Annotated in this window: 27 protein-coding genes; 24 read left to right on the top strand and 3 right to left on the bottom strand. The window is 56.9% G+C overall.

The features are described from left to right. Nucleotides 1-23 precede the first annotated feature (23 nt). The 4 genes from L1P08_RS14390 to L1P08_RS14405 all read left to right on the top strand — a co-directional run bounded on the left by L1P08_RS14390 (nt 24) and on the right by L1P08_RS14405 (nt 2,313). Nucleotides 24-749, top strand: a complete 726-nt coding sequence (locus L1P08_RS14390) for a helix-turn-helix transcriptional regulator (protein WP_303617678.1) — start codon at nt 24-26, stop codon at nt 747-749. An 88-nt stretch (nt 750-837) separates the two neighbouring features. Continuing rightward, the gene (locus tag L1P08_RS14395) at nt 838-1,476 is read left to right on the top strand and encodes an acyl-homoserine-lactone synthase (protein ID WP_303617679.1); all 639 of its coding nucleotides are present in this window, start codon (nt 838-840) and stop codon (nt 1,474-1,476) included. Between the two features lie 35 nt (nt 1,477-1,511). Next, nucleotides 1,512-1,832, top strand: a complete 321-nt coding sequence (locus tag L1P08_RS14400; RefSeq protein ID WP_303617680.1) for a transcriptional regulator domain-containing protein — start codon at nt 1,512-1,514, stop codon at nt 1,830-1,832. 43 nt (nt 1,833-1,875) lie between these two features. Next, nucleotides 1,876-2,313, top strand: coding sequence for a DUF2285 domain-containing protein (locus tag L1P08_RS14405; RefSeq protein WP_303617681.1), 438 nt, complete (start codon nt 1,876-1,878; stop codon nt 2,311-2,313). Nucleotides 2,314-2,345: 32 nt separating this feature from the next. Here the strand turns inward: L1P08_RS14405 and L1P08_RS14410 are convergent, their stop codons facing one another. Beyond that, nucleotides 2,346-2,642 (bottom strand): DNA -binding domain-containing protein, encoded by a 297-nt coding sequence (locus L1P08_RS14410; protein WP_303617682.1) that lies wholly within the window; start codon nt 2,640-2,642, stop codon nt 2,346-2,348. 123 nt (nt 2,643-2,765) lie between these two features. On the opposite strand from L1P08_RS14410, the gene L1P08_RS14415 reads away from it, so the two are divergent. From L1P08_RS14415 to L1P08_RS14455, 9 genes are all read left to right on the top strand, one after another. Continuing rightward, a complete protein-coding gene (locus L1P08_RS14415) occupies nt 2,766-2,981 on the top strand; it encodes a helix-turn-helix domain-containing protein (protein ID WP_303617683.1) in 216 nt (71 codons plus the stop codon). Nucleotides 2,982-3,404: 423 nt separating this feature from the next. Then, a complete protein-coding gene (locus L1P08_RS14420; RefSeq protein ID WP_303617684.1) occupies nt 3,405-3,953 on the top strand; it encodes an antirestriction protein ArdA in 549 nt (182 codons plus the stop codon). A 10-nt stretch (nt 3,954-3,963) separates the two neighbouring features. Next, nucleotides 3,964-4,224, top strand: coding sequence for a hypothetical protein (locus L1P08_RS14425; protein WP_303617685.1), 261 nt, complete (start codon nt 3,964-3,966; stop codon nt 4,222-4,224). 2 nt (nt 4,225-4,226) lie between these two features. After that, nucleotides 4,227-5,939, top strand: coding sequence for a ParB/RepB/Spo0J family partition protein (locus L1P08_RS14430; RefSeq protein WP_303617686.1), 1,713 nt, complete (start codon nt 4,227-4,229; stop codon nt 5,937-5,939). A gap of 708 nt (nt 5,940-6,647) precedes the next feature. Beyond that, nucleotides 6,648-6,974, top strand: coding sequence for a DUF736 domain-containing protein (locus L1P08_RS14435; protein ID WP_303617687.1), 327 nt, complete (start codon nt 6,648-6,650; stop codon nt 6,972-6,974). A 222-nt stretch (nt 6,975-7,196) separates the two neighbouring features. Next, nucleotides 7,197-7,418, top strand: a complete 222-nt coding sequence (locus tag L1P08_RS14440; RefSeq protein ID WP_303617688.1) for a helix-turn-helix domain-containing protein — start codon at nt 7,197-7,199, stop codon at nt 7,416-7,418. Continuing rightward, nucleotides 7,408-7,878: a DUF2840 domain-containing protein gene (locus tag L1P08_RS14445; RefSeq protein WP_303617689.1), complete on the top strand. Its 471-nt coding sequence runs from the start codon at nt 7,408-7,410 to the stop codon at nt 7,876-7,878. Before L1P08_RS14440 ends, L1P08_RS14445 begins: the two co-directional genes overlap by 11 nt. Before the next feature lie 17 nt (nt 7,879-7,895). Then, on the top strand, nt 7,896-8,378 hold the full coding sequence (locus L1P08_RS14450) for a S26 family signal peptidase (protein ID WP_303617690.1): 483 nt from the start codon (nt 7,896-7,898) through the stop codon (nt 8,376-8,378). A gap of 252 nt (nt 8,379-8,630) precedes the next feature. Further along, complete coding sequence (locus tag L1P08_RS14455; RefSeq protein WP_303617691.1) at nt 8,631-10,622, top strand: DUF3363 domain-containing protein; 1,992 nt, start codon at nt 8,631-8,633, stop codon at nt 10,620-10,622. A gap of 263 nt (nt 10,623-10,885) precedes the next feature. Here the strand turns inward: L1P08_RS14455 and L1P08_RS14460 are convergent, their stop codons facing one another. Together L1P08_RS14460 and L1P08_RS14465 are read right to left on the bottom strand one after the other, a co-directional pair. Then, a complete protein-coding gene (locus tag L1P08_RS14460) occupies nt 10,886-12,268 on the bottom strand; it encodes a hypothetical protein (protein ID WP_303617692.1) in 1,383 nt (460 codons plus the stop codon). After that, nucleotides 12,237-13,370, bottom strand: coding sequence for a nucleoid-associated protein (locus L1P08_RS14465; protein ID WP_303617693.1), 1,134 nt, complete (start codon nt 13,368-13,370; stop codon nt 12,237-12,239). Before L1P08_RS14465 ends, L1P08_RS14460 begins: the two co-directional genes overlap by 32 nt. 324 nt (nt 13,371-13,694) lie before the next feature. Between L1P08_RS14465 and L1P08_RS14470 the strand changes: the two genes are divergently transcribed. Genes L1P08_RS14470 through L1P08_RS14520 form a run of 11 tightly spaced genes read left to right on the top strand, consistent with a single transcriptional unit; the run spans nt 13,695 to nt 25,365 of the window. Next, nucleotides 13,695-15,737 (top strand): conjugal transfer protein TraG, encoded by a 2,043-nt coding sequence (locus L1P08_RS14470; RefSeq protein WP_303617694.1) that lies wholly within the window; start codon nt 13,695-13,697, stop codon nt 15,735-15,737. 12 nt (nt 15,738-15,749) lie between these two features. Then, nucleotides 15,750-16,259 carry a CopG family transcriptional regulator gene (locus tag L1P08_RS14475; protein WP_303617695.1) on the top strand — a complete coding sequence of 170 codons (510 nt, stop codon included), beginning with the start codon at nt 15,750-15,752 and terminating at the stop codon, nt 16,257-16,259. Then, complete coding sequence (trbB, locus tag L1P08_RS14480) at nt 16,252-17,232, top strand: P-type conjugative transfer ATPase TrbB (RefSeq protein WP_303617696.1); 981 nt, start codon at nt 16,252-16,254, stop codon at nt 17,230-17,232. The genes L1P08_RS14475 and trbB overlap by 8 nt, the downstream gene beginning before the upstream one ends. 12 nt (nt 17,233-17,244) lie before the next feature. After that, a complete protein-coding gene (locus L1P08_RS14485; protein WP_303617697.1) occupies nt 17,245-17,592 on the top strand; it encodes a TrbC/VirB2 family type IV secretion system protein in 348 nt (115 codons plus the stop codon). Next, nucleotides 17,592-17,849 carry a VirB3 family type IV secretion system protein gene (locus tag L1P08_RS14490; protein ID WP_303617698.1) on the top strand — a complete coding sequence of 86 codons (258 nt, stop codon included), beginning with the start codon at nt 17,592-17,594 and terminating at the stop codon, nt 17,847-17,849. The genes L1P08_RS14485 and L1P08_RS14490 overlap by 1 nt, the downstream gene beginning before the upstream one ends. Beyond that, nucleotides 17,843-20,281, top strand: a complete 2,439-nt coding sequence (trbE, locus tag L1P08_RS14495) for a conjugal transfer protein TrbE (RefSeq protein ID WP_303617699.1) — start codon at nt 17,843-17,845, stop codon at nt 20,279-20,281. Before L1P08_RS14490 ends, trbE begins: the two co-directional genes overlap by 7 nt. Then, nucleotides 20,278-21,003, top strand: a complete 726-nt coding sequence (gene trbJ / locus L1P08_RS14500) for a P-type conjugative transfer protein TrbJ (protein WP_303617700.1) — start codon at nt 20,278-20,280, stop codon at nt 21,001-21,003. The genes trbE and trbJ overlap by 4 nt, the downstream gene beginning before the upstream one ends. 18 nt (nt 21,004-21,021) lie before the next feature. Next, entirely contained in the window at nt 21,022-22,353 is a 1,332-nt protein-coding gene (gene trbL, locus L1P08_RS14505) for a P-type conjugative transfer protein TrbL (protein WP_303617701.1), read from the top strand. A 14-nt stretch (nt 22,354-22,367) separates the two neighbouring features. Next, a complete protein-coding gene (gene trbF, locus L1P08_RS14510; protein WP_303617702.1) occupies nt 22,368-23,063 on the top strand; it encodes a conjugal transfer protein TrbF in 696 nt (231 codons plus the stop codon). Then, nucleotides 23,060-24,106 carry a P-type conjugative transfer protein TrbG gene (gene trbG, locus L1P08_RS14515; protein WP_303617703.1) on the top strand — a complete coding sequence of 349 codons (1,047 nt, stop codon included), beginning with the start codon at nt 23,060-23,062 and terminating at the stop codon, nt 24,104-24,106. The genes trbF and trbG overlap by 4 nt, the downstream gene beginning before the upstream one ends. Next, the gene (locus L1P08_RS14520; protein ID WP_303617704.1) at nt 24,103-25,365 is read left to right on the top strand and encodes a TraB/TrbI/VirB10 family type IV secretion system protein; all 1,263 of its coding nucleotides are present in this window, start codon (nt 24,103-24,105) and stop codon (nt 25,363-25,365) included. The genes trbG and L1P08_RS14520 overlap by 4 nt, the downstream gene beginning before the upstream one ends.

Raw genomic sequence — 25,365 nt, forward strand, 5'->3', positions numbered from 1 at the left:
TGTGAGGGGCGAGATGAGTAACAATGCAGCGCATCTATGAAGATTTCATAGAAAGCTTGTCTACGAGCGTCAACGAAAAGGAGCTTCAGTGCTCCATGACCAATTTGCTTGTGGCCTTCGAGGTTAGCCAGTTTGCCTACCTATCTTTGCCACCTCCCGAATTGGATCAGCCTCGTTACATCTCGAATTATCCAGAACCCTGGACATCGCACTACCTCCGGCAACGATATCAAGCCATCGACCCTGTAATCACTTGCGCAGAACGGAGCGACACACCGTTCCATTGGGGAAAGAAATTCACTCTGGGTGACGGTTCTGCGGATCAATATAAGTTCTTCGACGAAGCTGCGGAATTCGGCATATGCAGCGGACTGACCATTCCCGTCCGTGATCGTCTTGGCGGCGGAGCGGTCCTAACTTTTGTTGCTGACGAAGATTGCCCTGCTTTGATGAGATTGGTGGATCGATACACACGCGCACTTCAACTTGTGGCAACTTGTTATCACATTCATGTCCGCCGGATTTGCTCCGAAGAGAACATCGTCGACGGCGTGAGACTCACACGCCGCGAACTTGAATGTTTGCAATGGGCAGCAAGAGGCAAGTCTGCCTGGGAAACCGGAGAGATCCTCGGCATCACCCGCCGCACAGTTGCCTTTCATCTCGATAACACAAGAGCCAAGCTCGGGGTGCGCACTGTGGCGCAGGCCATTTCACGACTGAGTTCCTCGAACAGATTTCCTGGCTAGCAGGGCTGAAAACCTGTGCACCTACACAGGCTGATTAGCGGCCGATCATCACCTCCAATAGCAGCATTAACGCTGCGAGGAGGTTGCCGTGATCCAGTTGATTGCCCCTGAATTTCATAATGTATTTTCTAGGGATATAGAGGCGATGCAACGTCTCAGATATCGCATATTCAATGACCGTCTCGGCTGGAAGGTATCGACTGAGCACGGTCGCGAAGTCGACGTGTTTGATGATCTGAAGCCACATTATCTTCTGCTGCGCAGCGAGTATGGCAGCGTGGATGGTTGTGTCCGCCTGCTACCATCGACCGGTCCGAACATGCTGCGCGATGTGTTCTCGGTTCTCCTTGATGGCAAGGACGCTCCCAATCAGCCGGATATCTGGGAAAGTAGCCGTTTTGCCCTGGATATTCACGAGGGTTCGGCAGGCGGGCCAGGAGGGCTCGCCGAGGGCACCTATGAGCTCTTTGCCGGCGTACTTGAGTTTGGCCTAGCAAAGAATCTGAAGCGCATCGTGACTGTCACCGACACACGTATGGAGCGCATCCTGCGCCGGGCCGGATGGCGTCTTGAGCGCCTAGGCGAACCCAAGGAGATCGGGTCGACACGCGCTGTCGCCGGCTATCTGGAAGTGTCGCAGGCAGTGCTCGAATGCGTTCGTAGCGCAGGTGGGCTGGGTGCACCCGTACTGTGGGCGCCCCTCATGTCCACTGCGGCGCGAGCCTGACGATCTCTGTTCTGAACAGCGATTGCGTTGGTTCCATGGACCTTTCCGACATCATTGCTGATCGCCCGGATTGGCGGGATGAAAAGGCGTATGCCTACACCGTCCGGTTGACCCGCCGTGGATGGGCCTGGGAGTTTCTCAGGCGCAACGGCGCCTTCCAGCGTGATCTCAAAGCCGCACTGGAGCATGCTGATGTTCAAAATGAAGGAGCAGCCATCACTATTGTCAAATCACCACTCGATCTGACGAAGTGGGGTGTCATGTTTCGCGACATCGTTGAGCGTGGACGCGGACGTTTTTTGGTGTCCGCGGACATGCGCGTCCGTTCTTCCGGTGCGGGCGGAGAATGCATGTAGAGAAACTGCTTCGGCTTTTGATCTTACCAGTCTGAAATGCAGCGTGGCGGTGTTGCAGCTCGAGGACGGCCGGCAGCAGGTTTTGCTGCAGGGCAGGGGTGGAAATCTTCAACTCGCGGTCTACGGCGGAGATATCCTGTCGCCATCTCTACTGTGCGTGAATGCGATTTCGCCTGCACAGAACCTGAAACAACGCCTCTGGGCATTGGAATGCCTCAACAGGATTTGGGCGAATGAGAGTTTGCCTGAAAGGTTGTTCGCGCCCGAGCCGCGCGGTGATCGTTTGCGCTTTGTCCTCAGGGCGTTGGACGGCGCACTTGATCGTGCATCTCATCAGGATATCGCATCGGCGTTGCTGGGAGAGCGTCGGGTGCGTCTGGATTGGGGGGATCCCGGCAATCATTTGCGGGACCGTATCCGTCGCGCGATCAAACGCGGTCGCGCCTTGATGAATAGGGGTTATCTGGGACTTCTCGACTGAGAATTTTTACTTGCGCTCAGGTAAGAGCCAGTCTAGTCGGCGAATAGTTCCTTGTAGCCGGTATTCGCAATCCAGTTTGCGCGTTCGAGATGACTTTGAACGGACTTTCTTGCGCGATCCGGTTCACTCAATGGGTCGATGCCAAGGATGACCGCCGCCATTTCGTCCTCGCTTGCCGCATCGGCAGCAGCGTCCAATAGCCTCATATAGATCGTGAAATGTGCATCGTCATAGTCGGTGAGTGTGTCCGACCACGGCACTTCGTCCGCAATGTGCGGATTTGTTTCGGCTAGTTGCATATGCCCCCACGGCGTTTCATGCTTTCGCATGTTCCATTGCTTTTAAAACAAAACATCGCGGTATCAAAGCTTTCCGGATTCATTTGTCCGACTATAACGAATGGGAACGATCATTCCTAGAACGATCGTTCCGAAACTTGTTCCTATTTCGTCATGGATCTCAAAGAGGTCATGGCGATCAACATGCGTCGTTTGCGCCATGATCAAAACCTGACGCAGGAAGAACTGGCAGCCCGGGCAGGGCTCAGCATGCGCTATCTGGGATCGATCGAACGGGCCCGGGTTTCGGCAAGTGTCACGGTTCTGGGCCAGTTGGCGAAGGCTCTGGGCGTTGAGCCCTGCGAGTTAATCAAGCAGTCGAAGCGATAGCATAAGCTTCCTTTCTCGGGATTTCTGTGTTTTGGCCGGGCGCCCGCCCTCACTTCGTTCGGTCGCCGGGCTCTATTCCGCTCAACCCGCGTAGCGAGCTTGAGCTCCACGGAGTCCGCAAATGCGGTCTCCGCCCATCCGGGTGACGATCCCTGGCGCAAGGCCCGAAGCATTCGCTTCGGGAGGAGGCCGCCGGCTGATGCCGGCGCGGTCTGTTTTTTAGCTTTCCCCTGTCCGGTGGGGGGCGGTCGGCCCTTATAGCCCCGAGCGGTCACGCCGCAACCGCTTCGGCTTTTTGTCCGTTTAGGGCGTCTTTGTTCTCCTACCAAAGCCATTGCGCCGCGCCTTTAAGGCTCGGGGCTGCCGGGCCTCTTTCGCCCCCCACCTCGGGGGGAAAGCGGCGAGGGAACGGAGAGCGCGGCCATGACAGAGACCAATCAGCAGACTTTGAAACAAGCAGCAGCTACCGGGCCGCGCATCTATGTGGCCTGTCTGGCGGCCTACAATAACGGCTATTTGCACGGGCGCTGGATCAATGCCGACCAAGACCCGGACGATATGCGCACCGAGATTGCAGACATGCTCAAAGCCTCGCCCATTCCCGGCGCCGAGGAATGGGCCATCCATGATTATGAAGGCTTCGAGGGTGCGGAACTCTCCGAATATACCGGCATCGACAAGGTGGCCGAATTAGCCGCGTTCATTTCTGAGCATAGCGAGTTGGGCGGCAGACTGCTCAACCATTTCAGCGGCGATATCGATCAGGCGCGATCAGCTTTTGACGATTATGCGGGCTGCTTCAAGTCCTTGGCCGATTATGCCCAAGCCCTGACCGAAGACGCCACCGACATTCCGCCAACCCTTGTCCATTACATCGATTACGAGGCGATGGCCCGTGACATGGAGTTGAACGGGGACGTCTTCACCATCGCACTCGGATTTGAAGACGTGCACGTCTTCTGGTCGCGGTGAGGGCAGGGCGATGACCAAAACCCCGCTTACCGAACCCACCCCCTTGGGCGATCAAATGCTGATCGCCGGTATTGCGCCGATCACGGCGCATGACCGGCTGATGCTCCGTGCCGCCGCTCCTATCCTGCCGAAACGCAATCCCGATGCCGCACAGAAACCGTGTGATTTCGGCCTGTTCGATCTCGACGACCGCGACCAGTGCGACCTGATCGATTTTCTCCGCGCCACAGAACCCGGCGCACCCACCCCCGACCCCCTACAGGAGGACTAACCATGGAACTTGCTCATATCCCCTTCGATCAATTGAATGTCTCGCCCCTCAATATGCGCCATGCGCGCAAAGCCCCGGATATCTCCGATATCCTGCCATCGATCCGCGCCAAGGGCGTCCAGCAGCCCTTGCTTGTCCGCAAGAACGGCAGCGGATATGAGATCGTCGCCGGGCGGCGGCGGTTCTTCTCGCTCAAGACCATTGCCAAGGAAGGCGCACAAGTCGAGCCGGTGCCCTGCGCGGTCATGGCCGAGGGCGATGACGCGGCGGCGCTGGAGGCGTCTCTGATCGAGAATGTCGCCCGGCTCGACCCCGACGATATGGCCCGCTATGAAACCTTTGCCCGGCTGGTGAAGGAAGGCCGCAGTGTCGAGGATATCGCCAATACATTCGGCGTCACCGAGATCATGGTCAAGCGCGCCTTGGCCCTTGGCAATCTTCTGCCCGATATCCGCGAGGCTTATCGAAACGAGGAGATCGACGACCAGACGATCCGGCAATTGACCCTCGCCAGCGAAGCGCAGCAGGCAGAATGGTGGGCGTTGTTCAGCGATCCTGAGCAACGTGCCCCACGCGGCTGGCAGCTGAAACAATGGCTGTTCGGAGGTGAGATCAAATCCGATGTCGCCCTGTTCTCGCTTGAGAACTACACCGGCGAAATCGTCACCGATCTGTTCGGAGAAGGTGGGCTATTTGCCGATACCGAACAGTTCTGGGCTTTGCAGAATGCCGCCATTGCCGAGAAGCGCGAGGCGCTGATCAAAGCTGGATGGGATGATGTCATTGTCCTTGATGCCGGTGACATGTTCCACACTTGGGACCATGTCAAAACCCCGAAGAAGGAAGGCGGGCGTATCTATGTCGAGGTCCGCACCAATGGCGAGGTCATCTTCCATGAAGGGTTCATTACTCGCAAGGAACACGACAAGCGCTCGCGCAAACTGGCGGCGGGCGATGAGGCAGACGATGCCGAACAGACCGCCCGCCCCGAACTGACCGCCGCCGCCCAGAACTATGTGGAACTGCATCGCCACGCCGCCGTGCGCCATGCTTTGCTCGGCCAACCGCAACTCGCTTTGCGTCTGACCGTGGCGCATATGATCGGCGGGTCGGCTTTGTGGCGGACTCAGGCTGAACCGCAAAAGGCCGACAAGGAAGCGACCGCCGAAAGCCTCGCCAAATCGAAGGCCCAAGCGGCATTCGAGGCCGAGCGCACCGAAATCCTCAAACTGCTTGGTATGGCCGAGCATGGGCATTCGGTGGTCCGGTCCAATGGCGATGACTATCGCGTCGGCACACTTCTGGTGACCCTATTGAAGCTATCCGATGATGAAGTCATGCGCATCCTGACCTTTGTGATGGCCGAAACCCTGCAAGCAGGCACATGCGTTATCGAGCAGATCGGCAATCACCTCAATGTCGATATGGGCGCGGTCTGGGAGCCGGATGACGCCTTCTTCGACCTGGTCCGCGACAAGAGCGCAATCAATGCGATGCTCAAGCACGTAGGCGGCAAGGCAGTGGCGGATGGCAATGTCAGCGCAACGGCCAAGGTGCAAAAGAAGATCATCAGGGACTTCCTGACTGGCGAGGGCCGCGAGAAAAAGACCGGTTGGCTGCCCAAATTCATGGCTTTCCCATTCGCCGCTTACACCAAGGGCGGAGCCGGAAAGCTCACTGAAAACGCCCGCACCGCCAATCAGATTACCGGCTGACCGGGGGAGGCGGGGCGCGAACCTCTCACCCATGCGGGAGGTTCCGCGCCCCGTCGAGCGGTTCGGATGATCGACAAAGACACCCCGCGCCTTGTGGCGCGGGGTTTTGACTGCCTGCGGTATGACGGATGGGCCAAGACTGTTGCTTGCTGATCGGGCACCCGGACAAGGTCGGCCGCTGATCTCATGTGCTGGACTTATGGGGCGATGACAGCGATGAGATTGAGGTCTCCGCTATGTCGTCACTGCGGTTCCACTCACTCCGCCATCCGTTTTTGCAAACCCCGGTAACATCCAAATGCGGAATTGGGCGTCTGCCTTGTCCCCTGACGGTTGCGATCCATTGGTCTGAGGGCGGCACCCGAAACACACCCTCGAAAGCTCTCCCCGCTCATCACATCACCGCGTTCGTCTGCCACTCCTTCTCCTTGAAACCCGTTCCGCCTGGCACCCGTCCCCTTTGGCTTTGCTTGTCGGACCTATGGCGAACGGCGGTCGGATGAAACTGCCGCTGGCGCGGTTTTTTCCCCGTCCGCCAAAAGGGCGGACTTCCTCGCGGGACGCTGCGCTTTCAAAAAACCGCTTCGCGGCAGTCCTACGCTTCGCTGCGGCCTTATCGGGTTCACCCGCCCGGCGCCCGCCATTGTCGGTCCCGCGTCAGCCACAGGGGATGGTCCCCGAGGCAACAAACGACAAGGAGACAGTAAAATGGCACAGGCACTTGGATATGTGACGAAGAACCAGAACGGCGCTTTCGAAGGCACACTTTCGATGATGAGCCTTAGGAAAAAGATCAGCATCCAACCCAACCGGGCCAAGGAAAGCGACGCCCAGCCCGACTTTCGGGTCTATACCGAGGACCGCGTGGAAATCGGTGGCGGCTGGAACCGGACCGGCAAAGTCAGCGGCAACGATTACGTCTCACTGACCTTCGCCGCCCCCGAATTCGGGCCGCACAAGATCTACGCCAATCTCGGCCGCGCCGCCGGACAGGACGATGAAGACGTTATGGCGATCCTCTGGAACCCGAACTAAGGCCTCCATACCAAGCCCTCGCGCCGCAAGGCGCGGGGGTTTTCGCTTTCAGTTTCCAGTTCTTCTGACCTCAAATCCGGCGAAAACTCGACCTTGAGTTTTCGCCAGTCCTTTTCTGGCTCTTGTTCTCCAATGCTGGCCGACATCGGAGCAGCTTTCCTTTGACTCTCAAGAACATCGAGACCGTGGCGCGCTCCTGAAAATCGCAAAACAGGAGCGAACATGACCGAACTTGACCCGCCTTGGGAGGATGAGGCGCCGTTCCTGACGACCAAGGAAGCGGCCCGCTATCTGCGCCTCAAGCCCAATACTTTGGAGAAGCTCCGCGTCTATGGCGGCGGACCGATCTATCGCAAACATGGCCGTCATGTGCGGTATCACATCGATGATCTGAACGACTGGTCGAACCTCAGAAAGAAGGATTCGACCGCCGATGACCGGTAACAGTTTTACGCGGGTCGAACTCGCCTTCTATCCTGAACATCTCAATTACTGGCTGCGTTTCGGCAAACCCACTGACCGGATCGAACTCGACAAACGTCGTTCGCTCGCCGTGTTCGAGCCGGGCCAGGTCTTCGGCTATGTGCGCTGGTCGGCCAATGAATATGGAACTCAGGATTGGCGTCTGACGATCCTAGAAGCTCAGGAACCTCACATTATGCTGAGCCGCGTTCAGGGTGTATCACCCGGCGTCGAGGTGTTGCTTTTGGTGAGGGGAAAAGGTCCGGCCAAACGCTGTTTGGCCGTGCTGGACAAGCTGGAAGCAGATGGCTTTGCGCTCGAAGATGTATCGCCATCCTACTACCGGCATGTGCATGTACGGCTTTCCGCCAATCGCAAAATCCGGTCCTATTCCCATGACCAGCATAAGGCGCATCTGGCGGTAAAACAGGTGCGGTCATGAGGATCGGAGCGCTGGCAATGACCGTCATTTCAGCAACAGTTCTCATGTCTGCGACTCTGATCGAACTGCCGAAAAAGCTCGTCTACAATGGGTCATCAAGCTCCCGGATCGGCTTCTACTGGATCGACGAGGGGCCGATAGAATTGGGTGATTTCGTGCTGATATACGCGCCGGAAAACGCACGAGAACTGATCGAAACACGGCACTATCTGCCGCCGAATGTGCCCTTGATCAAACGTGTTGTCGGTATCGGTGGCGACGAAATCTGCCGTCATGGGCGCAATATTTCGGTCAACGGGATCGGTATGGGCGTTGCCAAATCCGAAGACCTTTTCGGGCGTCCATTGCCTGTTTGGCAGGGTTGCAGAACCCTCGATGCCGGTCGGATATTCGTTCTCAACTTCCATCCGGATTCCTTCGACGGGCGATATTTCGGGCCGATTGATCGGTCGCTGATTATCGGTCGTGCCACTTGGATTGGGCGGCTTGCGTTCTTTTGAGGTCCAGTGTGGTCCAGCGATCAGTAGGGTTTGGAGCGGGAAGGGGGGCTGAGGCGGCGGAGGGCAAGATAAAAGGGGGTGGTGCAATCCACCCCTAACTCATTGTCTGCACATCCAAACAGGTTGCACACGGGCCAAAGTGCCATGTGCAGGAGAAAGGGTATAAGCGATTGATTGTGAACAGGAATATGTGGTGCAAACCGGAATTGGCCACCCCATGCTTTTGGTGTGAGCCCCAATCGGTCAATACCCGTGGCTGAAAGCCCCGATGATCGGTTCACGCCAAAGCTCGGTCGCATACGTAGAGCGGGTGGTAAGCGCACCAAGTCCTATCTCAATCGGGTGCTAAACCAAATATCAGCGGCGGGTCAGAATGGCTTCGTAATTGGTGTTGGTTCGAAACAATTTACAGGCACGCGGATAGGGCGCGGCAATCAGGTCATGCAGCACCGTCGCGTCGGTCACAGTTTCGGACCATCTTATCGTCGTGTGGTGATCAAGACGCGGATCGTCAAACTCAAGGGCGGCGGCATCGGTGCGGCGTCGGCACATATGCGATATCTGCAGCGCGAAGGTGTCGCGCAGAATAACGAGCCGGGTCAGCTCTATAATGCGAATTCCAATGAGGCAGATGGCAAGGCTTTACTGGAACGAAGCGAGGGCGACCGGCATCAGTTCCGGTTCATTCTTTCTGCCGAGGGCGCGACAGAGCTGGCCGATCTAAAACCCTTTGTTCGTGACCTCATGCAAACTATGGAGCATGATCTCAGCACCAAGCTAGATTGGGTGGCGGTCGATCATTTCAACACCGGCCAGCCACATACGCACATTGTTGTGCGCGGCAAGGATGATCAAGGCAAGGATCTGGTGATTGCGCGCGACTATATCGCCCAGGGCATGCGTCGACGGGCAAGCGAGATCGTCACTCTGGAATTGGGGCCGCAGACCGAGCACGAGCTGATCCAAAAATTTCAGCGACAGATCAATCAGGAACGTTTTACCGATCTTGACCGCGAGCTGGTGCGCGAAGCGGGTGAGGGCGGTCTTGTCGCGCCCGATAAAACCGTCACGCCAGCTGACAGGTTTAAACAGGCCTTTAGAATGCGGCGCTTGCACTATCTCGAGCGCCTTGGACTTGCCCAGGAAACCCATCCCGGTGAATGGCGCCTGTCCCCAAAACTTGAATCAACGCTTAGGCGTGCCAGTGAACGCGGTGATATCATTAAGACCCTGCATCGCGCCCTGAAACAGGCCGGGCTCGATGCAGGTGCATCAGAACTTGCAATCTACGATCCTGCCTACGCAAACGCCAAGATTGTCACGGGGCAGATCGTTGATCGCGGACTGCATGATGAACTCAAAGATGGGCACTATGTTGTGGTCGATGGTGCGGACGGACGATTGCATTACGTTGCCCTTGATCCGAAACAAGACATGGATGATCTGCCGGTTGGGACGATTGTCGAAGTACATCCGGCATCGAAAGGTGTGAAGCCATCTGATCTCGCCATCAGTGAAATTGCAGCTGGAAACGGTGGGATTTATTCGCCCGTATTGCATCAAGCCCATGATCCAAAAGCATCTTCCGAATATGTTCAGGCCCATGTGCGGCGGCTCGAAGCTTTGCGGCGCGTTAGTATCGTGCACCGGTTTGAAGATGGTTCTTGGGAAATCCCGGATGATTACCAAACGCGGGTCGCCAAACTGGTTCAAGACCAAGCGCGATACCCAGGGCAGTTGGTTTTGTTATCAGCGTTCTCCCTTGACCAACAGGTCACCGCAGAAGGCGCAACTTGGCTGGATCGCCAGCTCGTTGGGAGTGAGGTGATTGATTTACGTGGAAACAGGTTTGGGAAAACGGTCGAGGACGCGCTTTTGCGACGGCAGGATCATCTGGTCGAGCAGGGGCTGGCCGAATGGGATGGCAAATCCACGAGGTATCAGCGCAATCTGTTGATGCTGTTGCAGCGGAGGGAACTCTTGTCGGCAGGTGAGCGATTGGCCGCAGAAATGAAATTGGAATTCGTCGAAGCGCATGACGGCCAGCACATCAGCGGTATCTACAAACGACCGGTTCATCTCGCCAGCGGCAAGTTTGCGATCATTGAGAAATCGAAGGAGTTTACGCTTGTTCCATGGCGTCCGGTGCTTGAGCGTCAGCTCGGCAAGACTGTTGCGGGTATCGTGAAGGGACCATCGGTGTCGTTTGATTTCTCGAAGAAGAAGGGGATTGGTATCAGTTGATGGATCGGTCGGGATCATGTGCATACGGAACAGATCAACGATTGGGGTTTTGGCCGGAGTCAGATTGTAGCATGAAGGCCCCAAGCTCGCGACACAGACAGCGGGACTTGAGAGGTTGCTGATTTAGTTTGAACAGCGCAATCTTTTTGAACTCTTCATTGTAAGCGAATAGACTTTAGGTACAGAGCAACGTGACACAAAAAAATTCTTCGGAATCTTCCTTGTCTCGTCCGCCCTAGCCTTCGCATTTGTGAGTTCGTCGCCTATGACGATGGCGCCGAAGAATTTGACGACGCTGCCGCTGGAGCAACTGTCCCAGCTGCCGGTACGATATTCTGTGCGGGTGGGCCGCCATCAAACATCACCAGTATGATCACACCAATCACCATGGCTGCGGAGATAAAGCCAGCAATGTAGGACACTATTACAAACCCTTTCTTTGCCGCAGCTAGGGGGGCAGTAACCAGCTTCTCGTAATCCTTGACTCCGAGGAAGCTGAAGTACCGCTGCTTCCAGTCGGACCTCAGGTCCTCCTGCAAGCGCATGTAATGAGCGCTCGCGAAAATAATGGCTCCAATATAAGCTGCGAGCACGAACGAAAGTGCTATTAATATTGCTGGTGGGGCGTTTGATGTGACTCTCGCTGCGACGACACCAAGTCCAAGAAAGACCGCACCGGCAACTGCTGTGGTCAGCTGTCTTGCTGTGTCGGCTGTCTTATTTATCTCCTCGGTCACAGCCTTCCGAACGTCAGCGATCGCCTTGAGCGAATCTTTGCTAAGATCAGACAGCGATAGTCGGTATGCAATCTTGGCACCCTCAATAGACGACTCCAGCGTAGCTGCGGTGATGTCCCCGGCCAAGGAGTGCCGCGACAGCTCCGCTCCCAATAGGCTGTGGCGGATCTCGGACTGGTGCTCAGTCTCATACACCCATCGCAGCGCGCGTTGAAATTGAAAAAGCAAATCTTTGGACACTTGAAGATCGACTTTACCGTCAACTTTCATTTTTGGCGGGCCAGCGTAGACGATTGTGCCATCTGCTAAAATCTCACTGGCAAGGCAGCGCCTCGCCACCTGAATGCTATATCGCGCCCATTCGTCGAAAACGGGATCACCCAATGGCATAAGCGACAAAGGTATATCCAACAGCCAAGGATCGATCCTAGAGGGCACGCTGGGGTCGCCCGATTCCCGAACAAGATTACGCGGCTCGGGCCGCCGAATTTCCTGAGCCTTCGGTTGAGATTTATCGTCCCAAGTGAGGAAGCGTCTTGCCAATGTATTGAACGGCTGCTTGGTTTGTATGTGCTTCCAACCTATTGATGGTAGGTCCCTCTCAAGCCACTGCCCAAGCCCGACTAATGTGAACAGAACGGCGACCTGTTCCATCGCCGGCTTATCTACAGTGAACCGGTAAGGCTCAAGAGCCGAGTCGAATTCCTCGCCGCTGGCGACAGACCCGTCAGCTGCATTCTCGCCGTTCCAAGTTAGGCCAGCATCGGCTATAAGTTCTGCTACTTCGGTCGCGTCCGCAGCTGACAGCTCTGACAGTACAATAGAGTCGACGCCCTCGTTTAAGAGAACTCTATTCTCCGCGCTCAGTGTGTCGAGCCTACGCCCGAACTTTTTCAATGATAGGGACATCGACGACTAGGTCCTTGGCGGTTTCGATGATGAAACGCGTGCCGCCGCCGGGCATCGCCTGTCGGCTTACGCCATTGTTTTCGAGTGAGCCGGGGTAGTCCAGATTGACGCCCTCAGCGGTTTGTACCTTCTGACGCTTGGGGGCGGTAAATACGGTTCGATCCGGTTTGAAGGTCACGCCGTCCAGTTTGCTTGTCCTTAGCACGCGTCTCACCGTTTTTTCGAGTCGGGTCCTGATGCCTTCGTCCTCTGGACTGTCGGCCGAGAGAAGAACTGCCTCGACAGCAGCTTCATTGTCAATGCTATCACGCTGCCGGAGCGCCTCACGTGCCACCTTGTATGCGGACCTGACGTCTTTCTTGGGCAATACGTCTTTGCAGTCCTTTAGGACCCTAAGCACAACTGCGTCGAGCGCCTTGGATAGCTCGTTATTAGAGCGGGTGCGCGACACGTCGAGAAACCCAGCGAAGTAGTCCGTCAGGTCTGGTGCCTGCTTAGTTCTGTCGCGGGCAGATACCGCCGATCTCGCGACACCATCCACAACTCGGACAAAGCAAGACTTCTGTATAGCCTTGCGATCAGCGATGAATGCTTGAACGATTTGACGCAGCCCACTCTTGCCGTCTTTGTCGAACCTTTCGATGGCTTGACTGTAGTCGTATTTTGCCAAGGCATAGACTCGGTCCTCCCTTTTATCGCTGATGAGCTCGAATATGAAGAAGGCACCGTCGCTGCTGTTGCCCCGGTGTTGCTTGGCGAACAGGCGAGAAATTCGCTGCGCGCCCTTTTCAAACGGGGTGTCGCCTTTCGCGATGCTCTCGATAAGCCGCTTAGTCTCGGAGAATTCGGCGAACTCATGAACAGGCGCGACGTCCACATCCTGAAGCCGCGCCAAGAAGAACTCATCATGTTCCACTTGTTCGAACTCGGGTTGTTCATTAAAATCTGAATCTGGATCGCCAACAACGTGTAGGATCATCCTATTTATCGACAACGTCGTTATCTCGTCCTCATCTAATATGCCCAAAATAGCCCCCTCATGTTTGACGCTGAAGTATTCTGCATCATCGGATATGAAACGCCAATGGGCACGGAATAACAAACTGTATTTCCAAGCGGAACAAGAACGCATCTGATCGGAAAATAGTATTGCCGGAACGCCGGCGCGGTGTGATGAAATGTGAATCAACGCACTTTGGCGAACAGTCCCAATGGACTGGCGTCATCCGCGGCGTGCGCATTTTGTGCGGTGCCCACCACAACGATGACAATTTGCCTTTAAGTTAATAGACCTCAGTTCCCCTAACTTCCCTGCCTTTGATCCATTGGACTACGTTGGACCCTATCCCATTGAATAAAAACGCGATCTGACGCGATCTTCTGCCAACTTTACTGAGCCTTCGGGTTCTCAAGCGGCAGCAGATTGATGACCCCTACAAAACTTCTTATTGGCCAGATCTTTATTGTGTTCTCCATCGTGATCGGCGCGGTGTGGGGCGCGACGCAATGGGCTGCACAGCAGTTGGCGTTTCAGGCGGGGCTTGGTCCGGCCTGGTTTGAGGTTGCAGGTTACCCCGTTTACTCACCTTGGCGTCTGTTCGAATGGTGGTATGCCTATGAAGCGTATGCGCCGACCATTTTCAAAAAGGCTGGTGTCATTGCCGCACTGGGTGGTGTGTTTGGAATGGTCGTTGCCATAGCCGGTTCCCTCTGGCGCGCCCGTCAGAACCGCTTAGTCACCACATATGGTTCATCGCGCTGGGCCACCAAATCAGAAATCACCAAATCGGGCCTGTTCGATCCCGACGGCGTATTCCTCGGTCGCCTAAAATCCCAATATCTCCGTCATGACGGCCCTGAACATGTGATGTGCTTTGCGCCAACACGTTCGGGCAAGGGCGTCGGGCTGGTTATTCCGACATTGCTGAGTTGGCCGCATTCGGCGGTGATCCACGACATAAAAGGTGAAAACTGGCAGCTGACCTCGGGCTGGCGGTCAAAGTTCTCGCATTGCCTGCTGTTCAACCCGACCGATCCGGCGAGCGCCAAATACAATCCGCTGCTGGAAGTGCGCAAAGGCCGGTTCGAAGTCCGCGATGTGCAAAACATTGCCGATATTCTGGTCGATCCTGAAGGCGCGCTGGAACGACGCAATCATTGGGAAAAGACCAGCCATTCCTTGCTGGTCGGTGTGATCCTGCATGTCCTTTATGCCGAGAAGGAAAAAACCCTCACCAGAGTAGCATCGCTCCTATCCGACCCGTCCAGATCATTCGAGCGCACGCTCCGGGTGATGATGAGTACCAACCATCTGGGAACAGATGACGTCCCACAAGTGCATCCCGTTGTAGCGCAAGCTGCGCGCGAGCTTCTCAACAAGTCCGAGAATGAACGCTCCGGGGTGTTATCGACGGCAATGTCGTTCCTGGGCCTCTACCGCGATCCGACAATTGCCGAGACGACGAGTGCCTGCGAATGGCGGATTGCTGACCTGGTCGATGCCGAGCGGCCCGTCTCCCTCTATCTGGTCATTCCGCCTTCGGACATTTCCCGGACAAAGCCACTGGTGCGTTTGATCCTCAATCAGATCGGTCGTCGCCTGACCGAAAAGTTGGAAGGTGAGGCGGGCAAATCCAATCGCCATCAATTGCTGATGATGCTGGACGAGTTCCCTGCATTAGGGCGCTTGGATTTCTTCGAAAGTTCCCTAGCATTTATGGCCGGGTATGGCGTGCGCAGCTTTTTGATCGCGCAATCGCTCAACCAGATTTCAAAGGCCTATGGCGAGAACAATTCCATCCTCGACAATTGTCATGTGCGGATTGCTTTTGCCACCAATGACGAACGCACGGCCAAACGTATCTCGGATTCTCTTGGCACAGCGACGGAACTGCGCGCCCAGCGCAATTATGCCGGTCATCGGCTGGCACCCTGGTTGGCCCACGTCATGGTCTCACGTCAGGAGACCGCGCGGCCATTGCTGACGCCGGGCGAGGTGATGCAGCTGCCCAGCGACAAAGAGATCGTGATGATTTCCGGCCAGCCGCCGATCAAAGCCAAGAAACTTAGGTATTTCGAGGATTCAAACTTTTCAGGCCGGGTCAGCTCCCCGCCCGGTTTGAACGTGGGCGGTCCCTACGGGGATCGCCCACGACAAAGACCGGATGACTGGGGTGATCAAACTCGGACCACCAGTTCTGCTCTCGTACGCCCATGGTCGGAAATCGTCTCAGGTGCGGACGAAGATGAGGGCGGTCTCAAGCGCCATCCGGCACTGCCCGAGGAAGCGACCTTCAGTTCCGAACCCGATCAGGCACCGGACGCCGGGCTGCTGGACGATGAGTTTGACCCAAATGAATCCAAACGCATGGAGCGGCTTGCCCGCACCACCAACAGCGTCAATCGCGCCCACGCCATGAACACCGGCATCGGTGGCCAAGTTGATGATGACCTTTTGCCAAAGTTTTAGAGGAGCCCGCAGATGAAACCCCGCCTCAATGTGCATGTCACCGACGAGCTATTCGATAAGGTCGAGATCGCTGCCAAGCGGCCCGGTGTGACCAAAGCCGCCGTAGTCGAGGCGGCGTTGCTCGGGTTCTTCTCCAAGGAATTCGACGATCAGCGCGATGGGGCACTCATTCGCCGTTTGGATCGGATGACAAGGCAATATGACCGGTTGGAGCGCAACCTCTCTGTGACAACCGAGACATTGGCCTTGTTCATCCGGTTCTTTCTCACCGTCACGCCGCCTTTGCCCAATGCCGATCAGGATGCGGCGCGGGCGCTTGGCAAGGAGCGGTTTGAATACTTTATCAGCCAGCTCGGGCGTCGCCTGGCGGGTGGCAAGAACATGATCCGCGATGTGCTCGAAGAGATTAGCACGACGGAAAGCGACTTCTTCACCGAAGCCGAGATCGAGGCGCTGAAAGCGGTGCGTGAGAACGGATCAGCCAAGTCTCAATCAGAAGATCGGGGAGGGGATGATGCGTGATCGGTTCAACCCCACAACCCGTGATCGCCAACGCACCATGTTGCGCACAGCCATGGGGCCGGAAATCGCTGAGGCGCTTGCCGATCCACTGGTGATTGAAGTGATGGCCAATCCCGATGGCAGGCTTTGGGTTGATCGCCATGGCGAGGGCCGCAGCGACACCGGCAGCACGCTTGAACCGGCGCAGGTTGAGCGGATCATCCGGCTGGCTGCAAGCCACGTGGGGCAGGAATGCTATGCCGAGCGGCCTGTCGTGTCGGCAGAATTACCCGAAACCGGTGAGAGGTTTGAAGGTCTGTTGCCGCCGGTAGTGGCGTCACCCTGTTTTGCCATCCGAAAACCGGCGCAAAAGCTCTATCGGCTGACGGACTATGTCCAAGCCCAGATCATGACACCGCTCCAGGCCAAGGCCTTGGCCGACGCGGTTGCCGAGCGAAAGAACATCGTCGTAGTGGGCGGGACAAGTTCGGGCAAGACCACTCTGGTCAACGCGCTACTTGATGAAGTCGCCGCCAGTGGTGACCGCGTGATCCTGATCGAGGACACACGTGAGCTGCAATGCGCTGCAGAGGACAGTGTTAATGTCCGGACCAAGCCAGGGGTCGCGTCGCTGGCTGATCTGGTGCGCTCAACCCTACGCTTACGTCCCGACAGGATTGTCATTGGCGAGGTGAGGGGTGCCGAGGCTCTCGACATGCTCAAGGCCTGGAACACGGGTCATCCGGGCGGCATCACGACGCTGCATGCCAATTCTGCTCATGCGGGCCTCTATCGACTTGAACAGCTCATTCAGGAAGCCGTCGTCTCGGTGCCGCGTCGTCTGATTGCCGAAGCCGTGGACGTGGTGGTGTTCATCAACGGGCGCGGCGCCAGCCGTCGCATCGAAACCGTCGCCGCGCTCGAAGGTCTGACCCAGGACGGCGATTACCGGCTGATTTCACTTGTTCCCGACCCATCCAATCCAACTGCCTGACAGGAGATTTTTATGCGTTCATCCAAAACCAATTTGTCATTTCCCTCTATTCACCGGTCTGCAGTTTGCCTGTTGTTGACCACTAGCGTGGTGTTGGCATTGCCGGATGCGGCTTATGCTGCTGGATCGGGCATGCCCTGGGAAGCTCCACTCGCTTCGATCTTGGAATCCATTGAAGGACCAGTCGCGCGCATTGTTGCGGTGATCATCATTGTTATCACCGGCCTTTCCTTAGCCTTTGGGGAAAGCTCAGGCGGTTTCCGGCGACTGATCCAGATCGTCTTTGGACTGTCGATTGCCTTCGCCGCCACCAGTTTTTTCCTGTCGTTCTTTTCCTTCGGCGGCGGGGCTTTGGTTTGATGGGCGTTGCCGGTTTTGAAGTCCCCCTACATCGATCTCTGACAGAGCCGATCCTGATGGGTGGCGCGCCGCGCAATGTCGCGATCATCAACGGCACATTGGCCGCTGCCTTGGGCCTCGGCCTGCAGCTCTGGATCGTCGGATTGCTGGTCTGGGTGATTGGCCACGGCATCGCTGTCTTCGCCGCCCGCAAGGACCCGGCCTTTGCAATCGTTCTGGTCCGTCACGTCAGACATAAAGGGTTTCTTACATGCTGAACCTGCGCGAATACCGGAACCGACCGGCATTGTTGGCTGACTATCTGCCCTGGGCCTGTTTGGTCGCGCCCGGCGTCGTGCTCAACAAAGATGGCAGTTTCCAACGCTCGGCGCGGTTTCGGGGGCCTGATCTGGAAAGCGCCACCCAAGGCGAACTGGTCGCGACTTGCGCCCGCATCAATAATGTGTTGCGGCGCTTTGGGTCCGGTTGGGCTTTGTTCTTCGAGGCTGAACGCCATCCAGCGCGAGATTATCCGCAATCCGAGTTCCCGGACCCGGTTTTGCAATTGGTCGAGGAAGAGCGGCGGGCTGCGTTCGAAGGGGCAGGGACGTTATTTGAAAGCGGTTATGTCCTAACGTTGACCTTTCTGCCGCCGGTCGAAAATGTTGGCCGTGCCTCTGAGTTCATGATGGAGCGGACGGGTGAAACCACCGACCGCGATTATCACGATCATCTGCGCACCTTTAATCAGCAAACCGATCAGGCCTTCGATCTGCTCGGCCAACTCATGCCGGAATTCGCGCCGCTCAATGATCAGGCGACACTGACCTATCTGCACACCTGTATCTCGAGCAAACGGCATCCGATCATGGTGCCGGAAGTCCCTGCCTATCTCGATGCCATCCTGGTGGATACACCGTTCACTGGTGGTTTTGAGCCAATGCTCGGTGATGCGCATCTGCGCACCCTAACTATTCTCGGCTTTCCCGGCACGACGACGCCGGGACTTCTCGATGAGCTGAACCATCTCGGTTTTGACTATCGCTGGATGACCCGCTTCATCGCCATGGACAAGGCGGAAGCGGAAAAGGTCGTTCGTCGTTACCGGCGACAATGGTTCGCCAAACGCAAATCCATCACCGCCATCATCAAGGAGGTGATGACCAATGAGCAATCGGCATTGGTCGATAGCGATGCCGATAACAAGGCCGCCGATGCGGATGCCGCCTTACAGGAACTTGGCGCTGATCTGGTTTCTTATGGATACGTGACGACGACCTTCACGATGTGGGACCGGGATCCGGACACCGTTTGTGAAAAGGTTCGCGCCGTGCAGCGGATCGTCGACGGACGCGGGTTTGCAACCATCGAAGAGGGTGCCAATGCCGTTGAAGCCTGGTTGTCCTCATTGCCAGGGCATGTCTACGCCAATGTCCGGCAGGCACCAATCAGCACGCTGAACCTCGCGCATTTGATGCCGCTTTCCGCCATCTGGGCGGGGCCGGCGCGCAATAAACACCTTGATGGTCCGCCGCTGATCTCGGTCCGCACCAATGGCACCACACCGTTCCGGCTGGTCACGCATATCGGTGATGTGGGGCACACTTTGGTTGTGGGCCCAACCGGTGCAGGCAAGTCGGTGCTGTTGTCGCTGATCGCCCTGCAGTTCCGTCGCTATCGCAATGCGCAAGTCACGATTTTTGACAAAGGTGGGTCGGCCCGCGCTGCTGTTCTGGGCATGGGCGGCAACTACTTCGATCTGGGGTCAGAAGGCGCATTGGCATTTCAGCCCCTCGCCAATATCGATCTGGTTTCCAAACGCAGTTTTGCCCTCGAATGGATTATCGGGCTTTTGGTGCATGAAGGTGTGCCGATCATGCCGGATATTAAGGACGCGATCTGGTCGGCGCTTTCCAACCTCGCAGCAGCCCCACAACCGGAACGCACTCTCACCGGTCTTACAACACTCTTGCAACGTAATGACCTTCGCCAAGCCCTGCAGCCCTATACCCTCGAAGGCCCCTATGGTCGTTTGCTTGATGCCGATGAGGATCGGCTCAAGCTCGGTGCCATCCAGTGTTTTGAGATGGAAGAGCTCATGCATGAGACCGGCGCGGTGCTGCCGGCCCTGACCTATCTCTTCCACCGGCTCGAGGAAAAGTTCGATGGCAGTCCGGCCCTGTTGATCCTCGATGAGGCATGGCTGTTTCTTGACAATCCCGCCTTTGCCGCCCGCATCCGCGAATGGCTGAAGACTCTGCGCAAGCAAAACGTCTCTGTGATCTTTGCCACGCAAGGCCTGTCCGACATCGCGGGCAGTTCGATTGCCCCGGCGATCATCGAAAGCTGCCCAAGTCGCATCTTCTTGCCCAATGATCGCGCGGTCGAACCGCAATCCAAAGTCATCTACGAGGCCTTTGGTCTCAATGACCGGCAGATCGAAATCATCTCTCGGGCGGTGCCCAAGCGCGACTATTACTATCAGTCACGGCAAGGCAATCGCTTGTTCGAGCTCGGTCTTGGCCCCGTCGCGCTCGCCTTTACTGGCGCTTCCACCAAACAAGATCACGCCTTGATGGATGAACTGATCGCCGCCCATGGCGAAGAGGAGTTCGCGGACTCCTGGTTGCGCGCCAAGGGCATGGATTGGGCCGCTGATCTCATCACCTCGCAAACGCAAAAACCAACAGATCAAGGAGACCAACTATGAAAAAAACCATCACCGCTATGTCCGTCGCGACACTACTTGCATTGTTACCGATCCAACCGGCGCAGGCGCTCTTCGGGTTTGGCGACACGGTCTATGACCCGCTCAATCACGCCGAAAACATTCTGACGGCGGCCCGATCACTGGAGCAGATCAACAATCAGGTACAGCAGCTCGCCAACGAAGCGCAGATGCTGATCAATCAGGCCAAAAACCTTGCCAATCTGCCAATGTCTGTCGCCTCCAATCTGCAATCCTCGCTGAGCCGGGTAGATAGTCTGATGCGCGAGGCCGAAGGCATTGCCTACGACATCAGCTCAATCGATGAGGAATTCCAGAGGCTATTCCCCGATCAATATGATGCAGCGACCACGACGTCAGAGATTTTGCAGGATGCCGAAGACGCCTGGAAACTGGCGCGCGAGGGCTTCAAGCATTCTTTGGAAGTCCAGGCCGAAGTCGTGGGGCAGGTGCGTGATGATGCGGTGCTGCTTGATCAATTGGTCGCTTCGAGCCAAAGCGCCATCGGTAATTTGCAAGCTGTGCAAGCCGGCAACCAGCTAACCGCACTTGCGGCCAAACAGAGCATGCAGCTGCAGACCCTCTTGGCCGCTTCAAGCCGTGCGGATGCTCTGGAACAGGAACGTGCGCTTGCCACTCATGAGCAGGGGCAGGCGCGGTTCGAGCGTTTCGTCGGCACCGGCTCCGCTTACACGCGGCGCTAGGTAAAAAGGGGCGGGGTGATGGACGATCTCAATGTCATCGATGGGTTCACCGAGACCTTTGTGACCTATATCGATTCCGGGTTTGGTCTTTTGGGTCCCGATGTGGGGTTCCTGACCACAATCCTGATCGGGATCGACATCACTCTTGCCGGTCTGTTCTGGGCCCTGGCCGAGGACAAGTCGGTTATTCCGGCCCTGATTAAGAAGGTGCTTTATGTGGGCGCCTTCGCGTTCATCCTCAACAATTTCCAAAGTCTCGCCAATATCATCTTCGATAGCTTTGCCGGGCTTGGCTTGCGCGCAACCGGTTCGCCGATCAGCGCCGCTGATCTGATGCGTCCGGGCTTTGTGGCGGCCACTGGTTATGATGCCGCCGCGCCATTGCTGGACGAAGTCTTAAAGCTCCTGGGACCACTGGCGTTCTTTGAGAACTTCGTCACCATCATGGTTGTAATGTTTGCCTGGGTCGTGGTGCTCCTCGCCTTCTTCATTCTCGCCATCCAACTGTTCATCACCATTCTTGAGTTCAAGCTGACCACATTGGCCGGGTTCGTGCTGGTGCCGTTCGCACTGTGGAACAAGACGGCGTTTCTGGCGGAGCGGGTGCTTGGCAATGTGGTCGCCGCTGGCATCAAACTGATGGTCTTGGCTGTCATCGTCGGCATTGGCTCTACCTTATTTGGTTCGTTTGTCTCATCGTTTTCGGGTGGCGACGTCACTCTGCAACAAGCCGCCGCGACGGTCCTTGGTGCCCTATCGATCTTCATGCTCGGCATTTTCGGACCAGGGATTGCCGCAGGGCTTGTCTCTGGTGCGCCGCAACTCGGTGCAGGGGCCGTTGCCGGATCGGTCGCCGGCCTCGCCCTTGGTGGTGCCGCAGCCGGTGGCTTGGCTGCAGGCGGTATGCGCGCAGTTGGCGCCGGAGCGGGAGGTGCAGTCAAAGCGGCGTCGTCAATGGCAGGCGGCGCGAGTGGTGCCTATCAACTGGCGCAAGCAACTTCAGGCGCGTCGGGTGCAGCAGGTATCGCGGCAGGCATGACCGGTGTCGCTCAAGCTGGCGTTGATGCGGTTGGGCAGGGCGTCAAAGGCGCCGCTGCCAAAGCCACGTCCGATGTCCGCCAATCTTTTGCCGAGGGCAGGCGCTCGGCGTTTGCCACCACAGGCGGCACTCAATCCGGCGGCGTGGAAAGACCAAGCCCATCATCAAGTTCAGATGGTGCCCCAGCCTGGGCGCAAAAACTGCGTCGCCATCAACAAATGCGCGAGGGCGTCTCGATTGCCGCCCACACCATCCGCGATGGTGACCGGCCCGCATCCGGCGAAAATCCCAAATTGCACAATGACGATTGAGAGAGAGCAGAAAGATGTTCAAACGATCTACCACGGCCTATGGCCAAACACCGGAGCCGGTCACACCCTATCAAAAGGCGGCGCAAGTCTGGGATGAGCGTATTGGTTCGGCCCGGGTTCAGGCCCGCAATTGGCGTTTTATGGCCTTTGGGTGTTTGGCCCTCGCCATCGGCCTTTCCGGCGGCGTCATCTGGCAGGCAGGGCAAACCACGATCACGCCTTTTGTTGTCGAAGTCGACAAACTTGGCGATGTACGGGCCGTCGGTGCGGCCGCTGAAGCTTATAATCCGACCGACGCCCAGATCGCCTATCACCTAGCGCGGTTCATCGAGAATGTGCGGTCACTGTCGATTGATCCGATCATTGTGCGCCAGAACTGGCTGCGGGCCTATGATTATGCCACCGACCGTGCCGCCAACACTCTCAACGAATATGCGCGCGAGAATGATCCGTTCTCCAAGGTTGGCCGTCGCACGGTGACCGTCGAGGTGACCAGCGTTGTGCGCTCATCTGATGACACATTCGAAATCCGTTGGCGCGAGCAGAGCTTTGAGAACGGGAGCTTGGCAGAAACCTCACGCCATACCGGCTCGCTCTCCATCGTCCTGCAACGCCCCCGCACCGAGGCGGCGCTCAGGAAAAACCCCTTAGGCATTTACGTCCACGCGCTCAATTGGAGCCGGGACCTGATTTCAGGAGACGGCCAATGAATATTTTTACAACTGCTAAATTGATGACCACTGTTGCTGTAGTGGTCTCGCTTGGCGCATGTGCCACACGTCCAAAACCGCCTCAGATCAGTTTTGACGAGGCCGCGTTCGATCCAGCGATAGTGCAAGTTGAGCCTGCCAAGCCCGTCGAGGTCGTCGAACTGATGAAGCCTCTGCCTTTACCTGGGCAATTGAAGCCTATGCCCGATGCCGCAGTCGTGCCCGTTGCCGATGAGCGTCCGCCCGAGGAACGCATTTCCAGTGCCAATGAAGCGGCAAAGGTCGAACCAACGGCAGAAGGCTACTTCAACGCCATCCAGGTCTATCCCTATGCAGAGGGCGCGCTCTACCAGCTCTACACCGCCCCCGAACAGGTGAGCGATATTGCCCTGCAGCGTGGGGAAAGCATTGTTGCGGTATCCGCTGGCGATACAGTCCGCTGGATTATCGGCGACATTGTCAGTGGCGAAGGTGAGGCTGCCCGCGCGCATGTGCTGGTCAAGCCGATCAAGGAGGGTATGAAGACCAATCTGGTGATCATCACCGACCGGCGCGCCTATCATCTGGAACTGACCAGTGACATCAATGCATACATGGCCTCGATCTCCTGGACCTATCCAAGAGATTCATTGATTGCCTTGCAACGTCAGAATGAATTGGCGCAACAAGCTGCGGAGCAAATCATCGACCGCGATCTCAAGGTCGATCAATTGCGTTTCCGCTATGCCGTCACCGGCGACACGCCGCCCTGGCGTCCGGTGCGCGTGTTTGATGATACCAATAAGGTCTATATCCAGTTCCCGGCGCGGCTGGATCAGGGCGAAGCACCGCCTCTATTCGTGGTGGGCGCCGATGGCGAGAACCAACTCGTCAACTATCGCGTCCGCGGCCAATATTACATTGTCGATCGCCTGTTCGCCGCCGCCGAACTCCGTCTTGGTGAAAATCCGCAACAGATCGTCCGTATCACCCGCACCGATGGCCAACCTCAAAAGCCCCGCAAGAGCGTGCTGTTCCCGTCCAACAATGGGGGCGATCAATGACGGGATCAGGTGAGGAACCGACGCCAAAGATTGATCCCGAGGATTTGGCGATCCGGGCCAAGCCGCGCCCGGTCACACGGATCAACCGGCGCATGCTTTATTTGCTGTCAGGTACCGGATTGCTGCTGATCGGGGGTGCGACATTGTTTGCCCTTGATCCGCCAAACCTGTTCAAGCGTGGCGAGACCGGCCGCGAACTCTACAATGTCGACAACAAGTCCACGCCAGAAGGATTAGAGGGCTTGCCAAGACGCTATAGTGATCTCAAAAAGCCGGTGCCGCAACTTGGTCCACCTTTGCCAGGCGATCTCGGCAGCGCCATCGCGCAAAGGGAGCATGATCTCGGGATTGAGCCCTCGACGCAACTGCCGTTCCGGCCAAGCCCGGAAGATGACGCGGCGCGGGCCGAGCGCATTCGTCAGGCGCGGATGACCCAACAGGGCAGGGAGTCCGGCGTATTCTTCCAGCTTAATATGCGGGTCGCCGATGCAGCGTTTCCATCTGGAGGTGAAGTCGAGCGTTCAGCTGCACAAGCGATAAGCCCGACCGGTGCTGATACTTTGGATGGAACCTATGGCACCCAGCTGAATATCGATCTGCAGAATGATCAAAACCTGCAGGCGCGCAAGATCGACTTCGCCAGCCAAAAGGTCGATGCAGATATCTACAATCCCTTCACGCTGCAGGATCCGGTTTCGCCTTATCAGGTCATGGCGGGCACGATCATTGCCGCCAGCATGGTCACCGGCGTGAATTCTGATCTGCCGGGCAGAGTGATCGCCCAAGTCACCGAGAATATCTTCGATAGTGTATCCGGCAATTATCTGCTGATCCCGCAAGGTTCACGCGTGATTGGCACCTATGACAGCGTCATTGCCTTCGGGCAGGAGCGGGCGCTGATTGTTTGGCAACGCATCATCATGCCGGACGGGTCTTCTGTAGTGATCGAAAATCTCCCAGCAACCGATATGGCTGGCTATTCTGGTCTGAGCGATGAAGTCGATTTTCACACATGGCAATTGCTGTCTGGTATCGCGCTTTCAACGTTCTTGGGTGTTTCCAGCGAACTCACCCTCGACGATCAGGAAAGCGATCTGGTAGCCGCGATCCGCGAGTCCACCCAAAAGAATGCCGACAAGGTCGGACAGGATCTGGTCGAACGCAATCTCAATATTCAACCCACGCTGACCATCCGCCCCGGCTGGCCGCTCCGCATCATCGTCAACAAGGACATGGTGTTGCGACCCCATCACGGCTGA

This window comes from Mariluticola halotolerans (genome assembly GCF_021611515.1).
Classification (GTDB): Bacteria; Pseudomonadota; Alphaproteobacteria; order Rhizobiales; family Devosiaceae; genus Mariluticola; species Mariluticola halotolerans.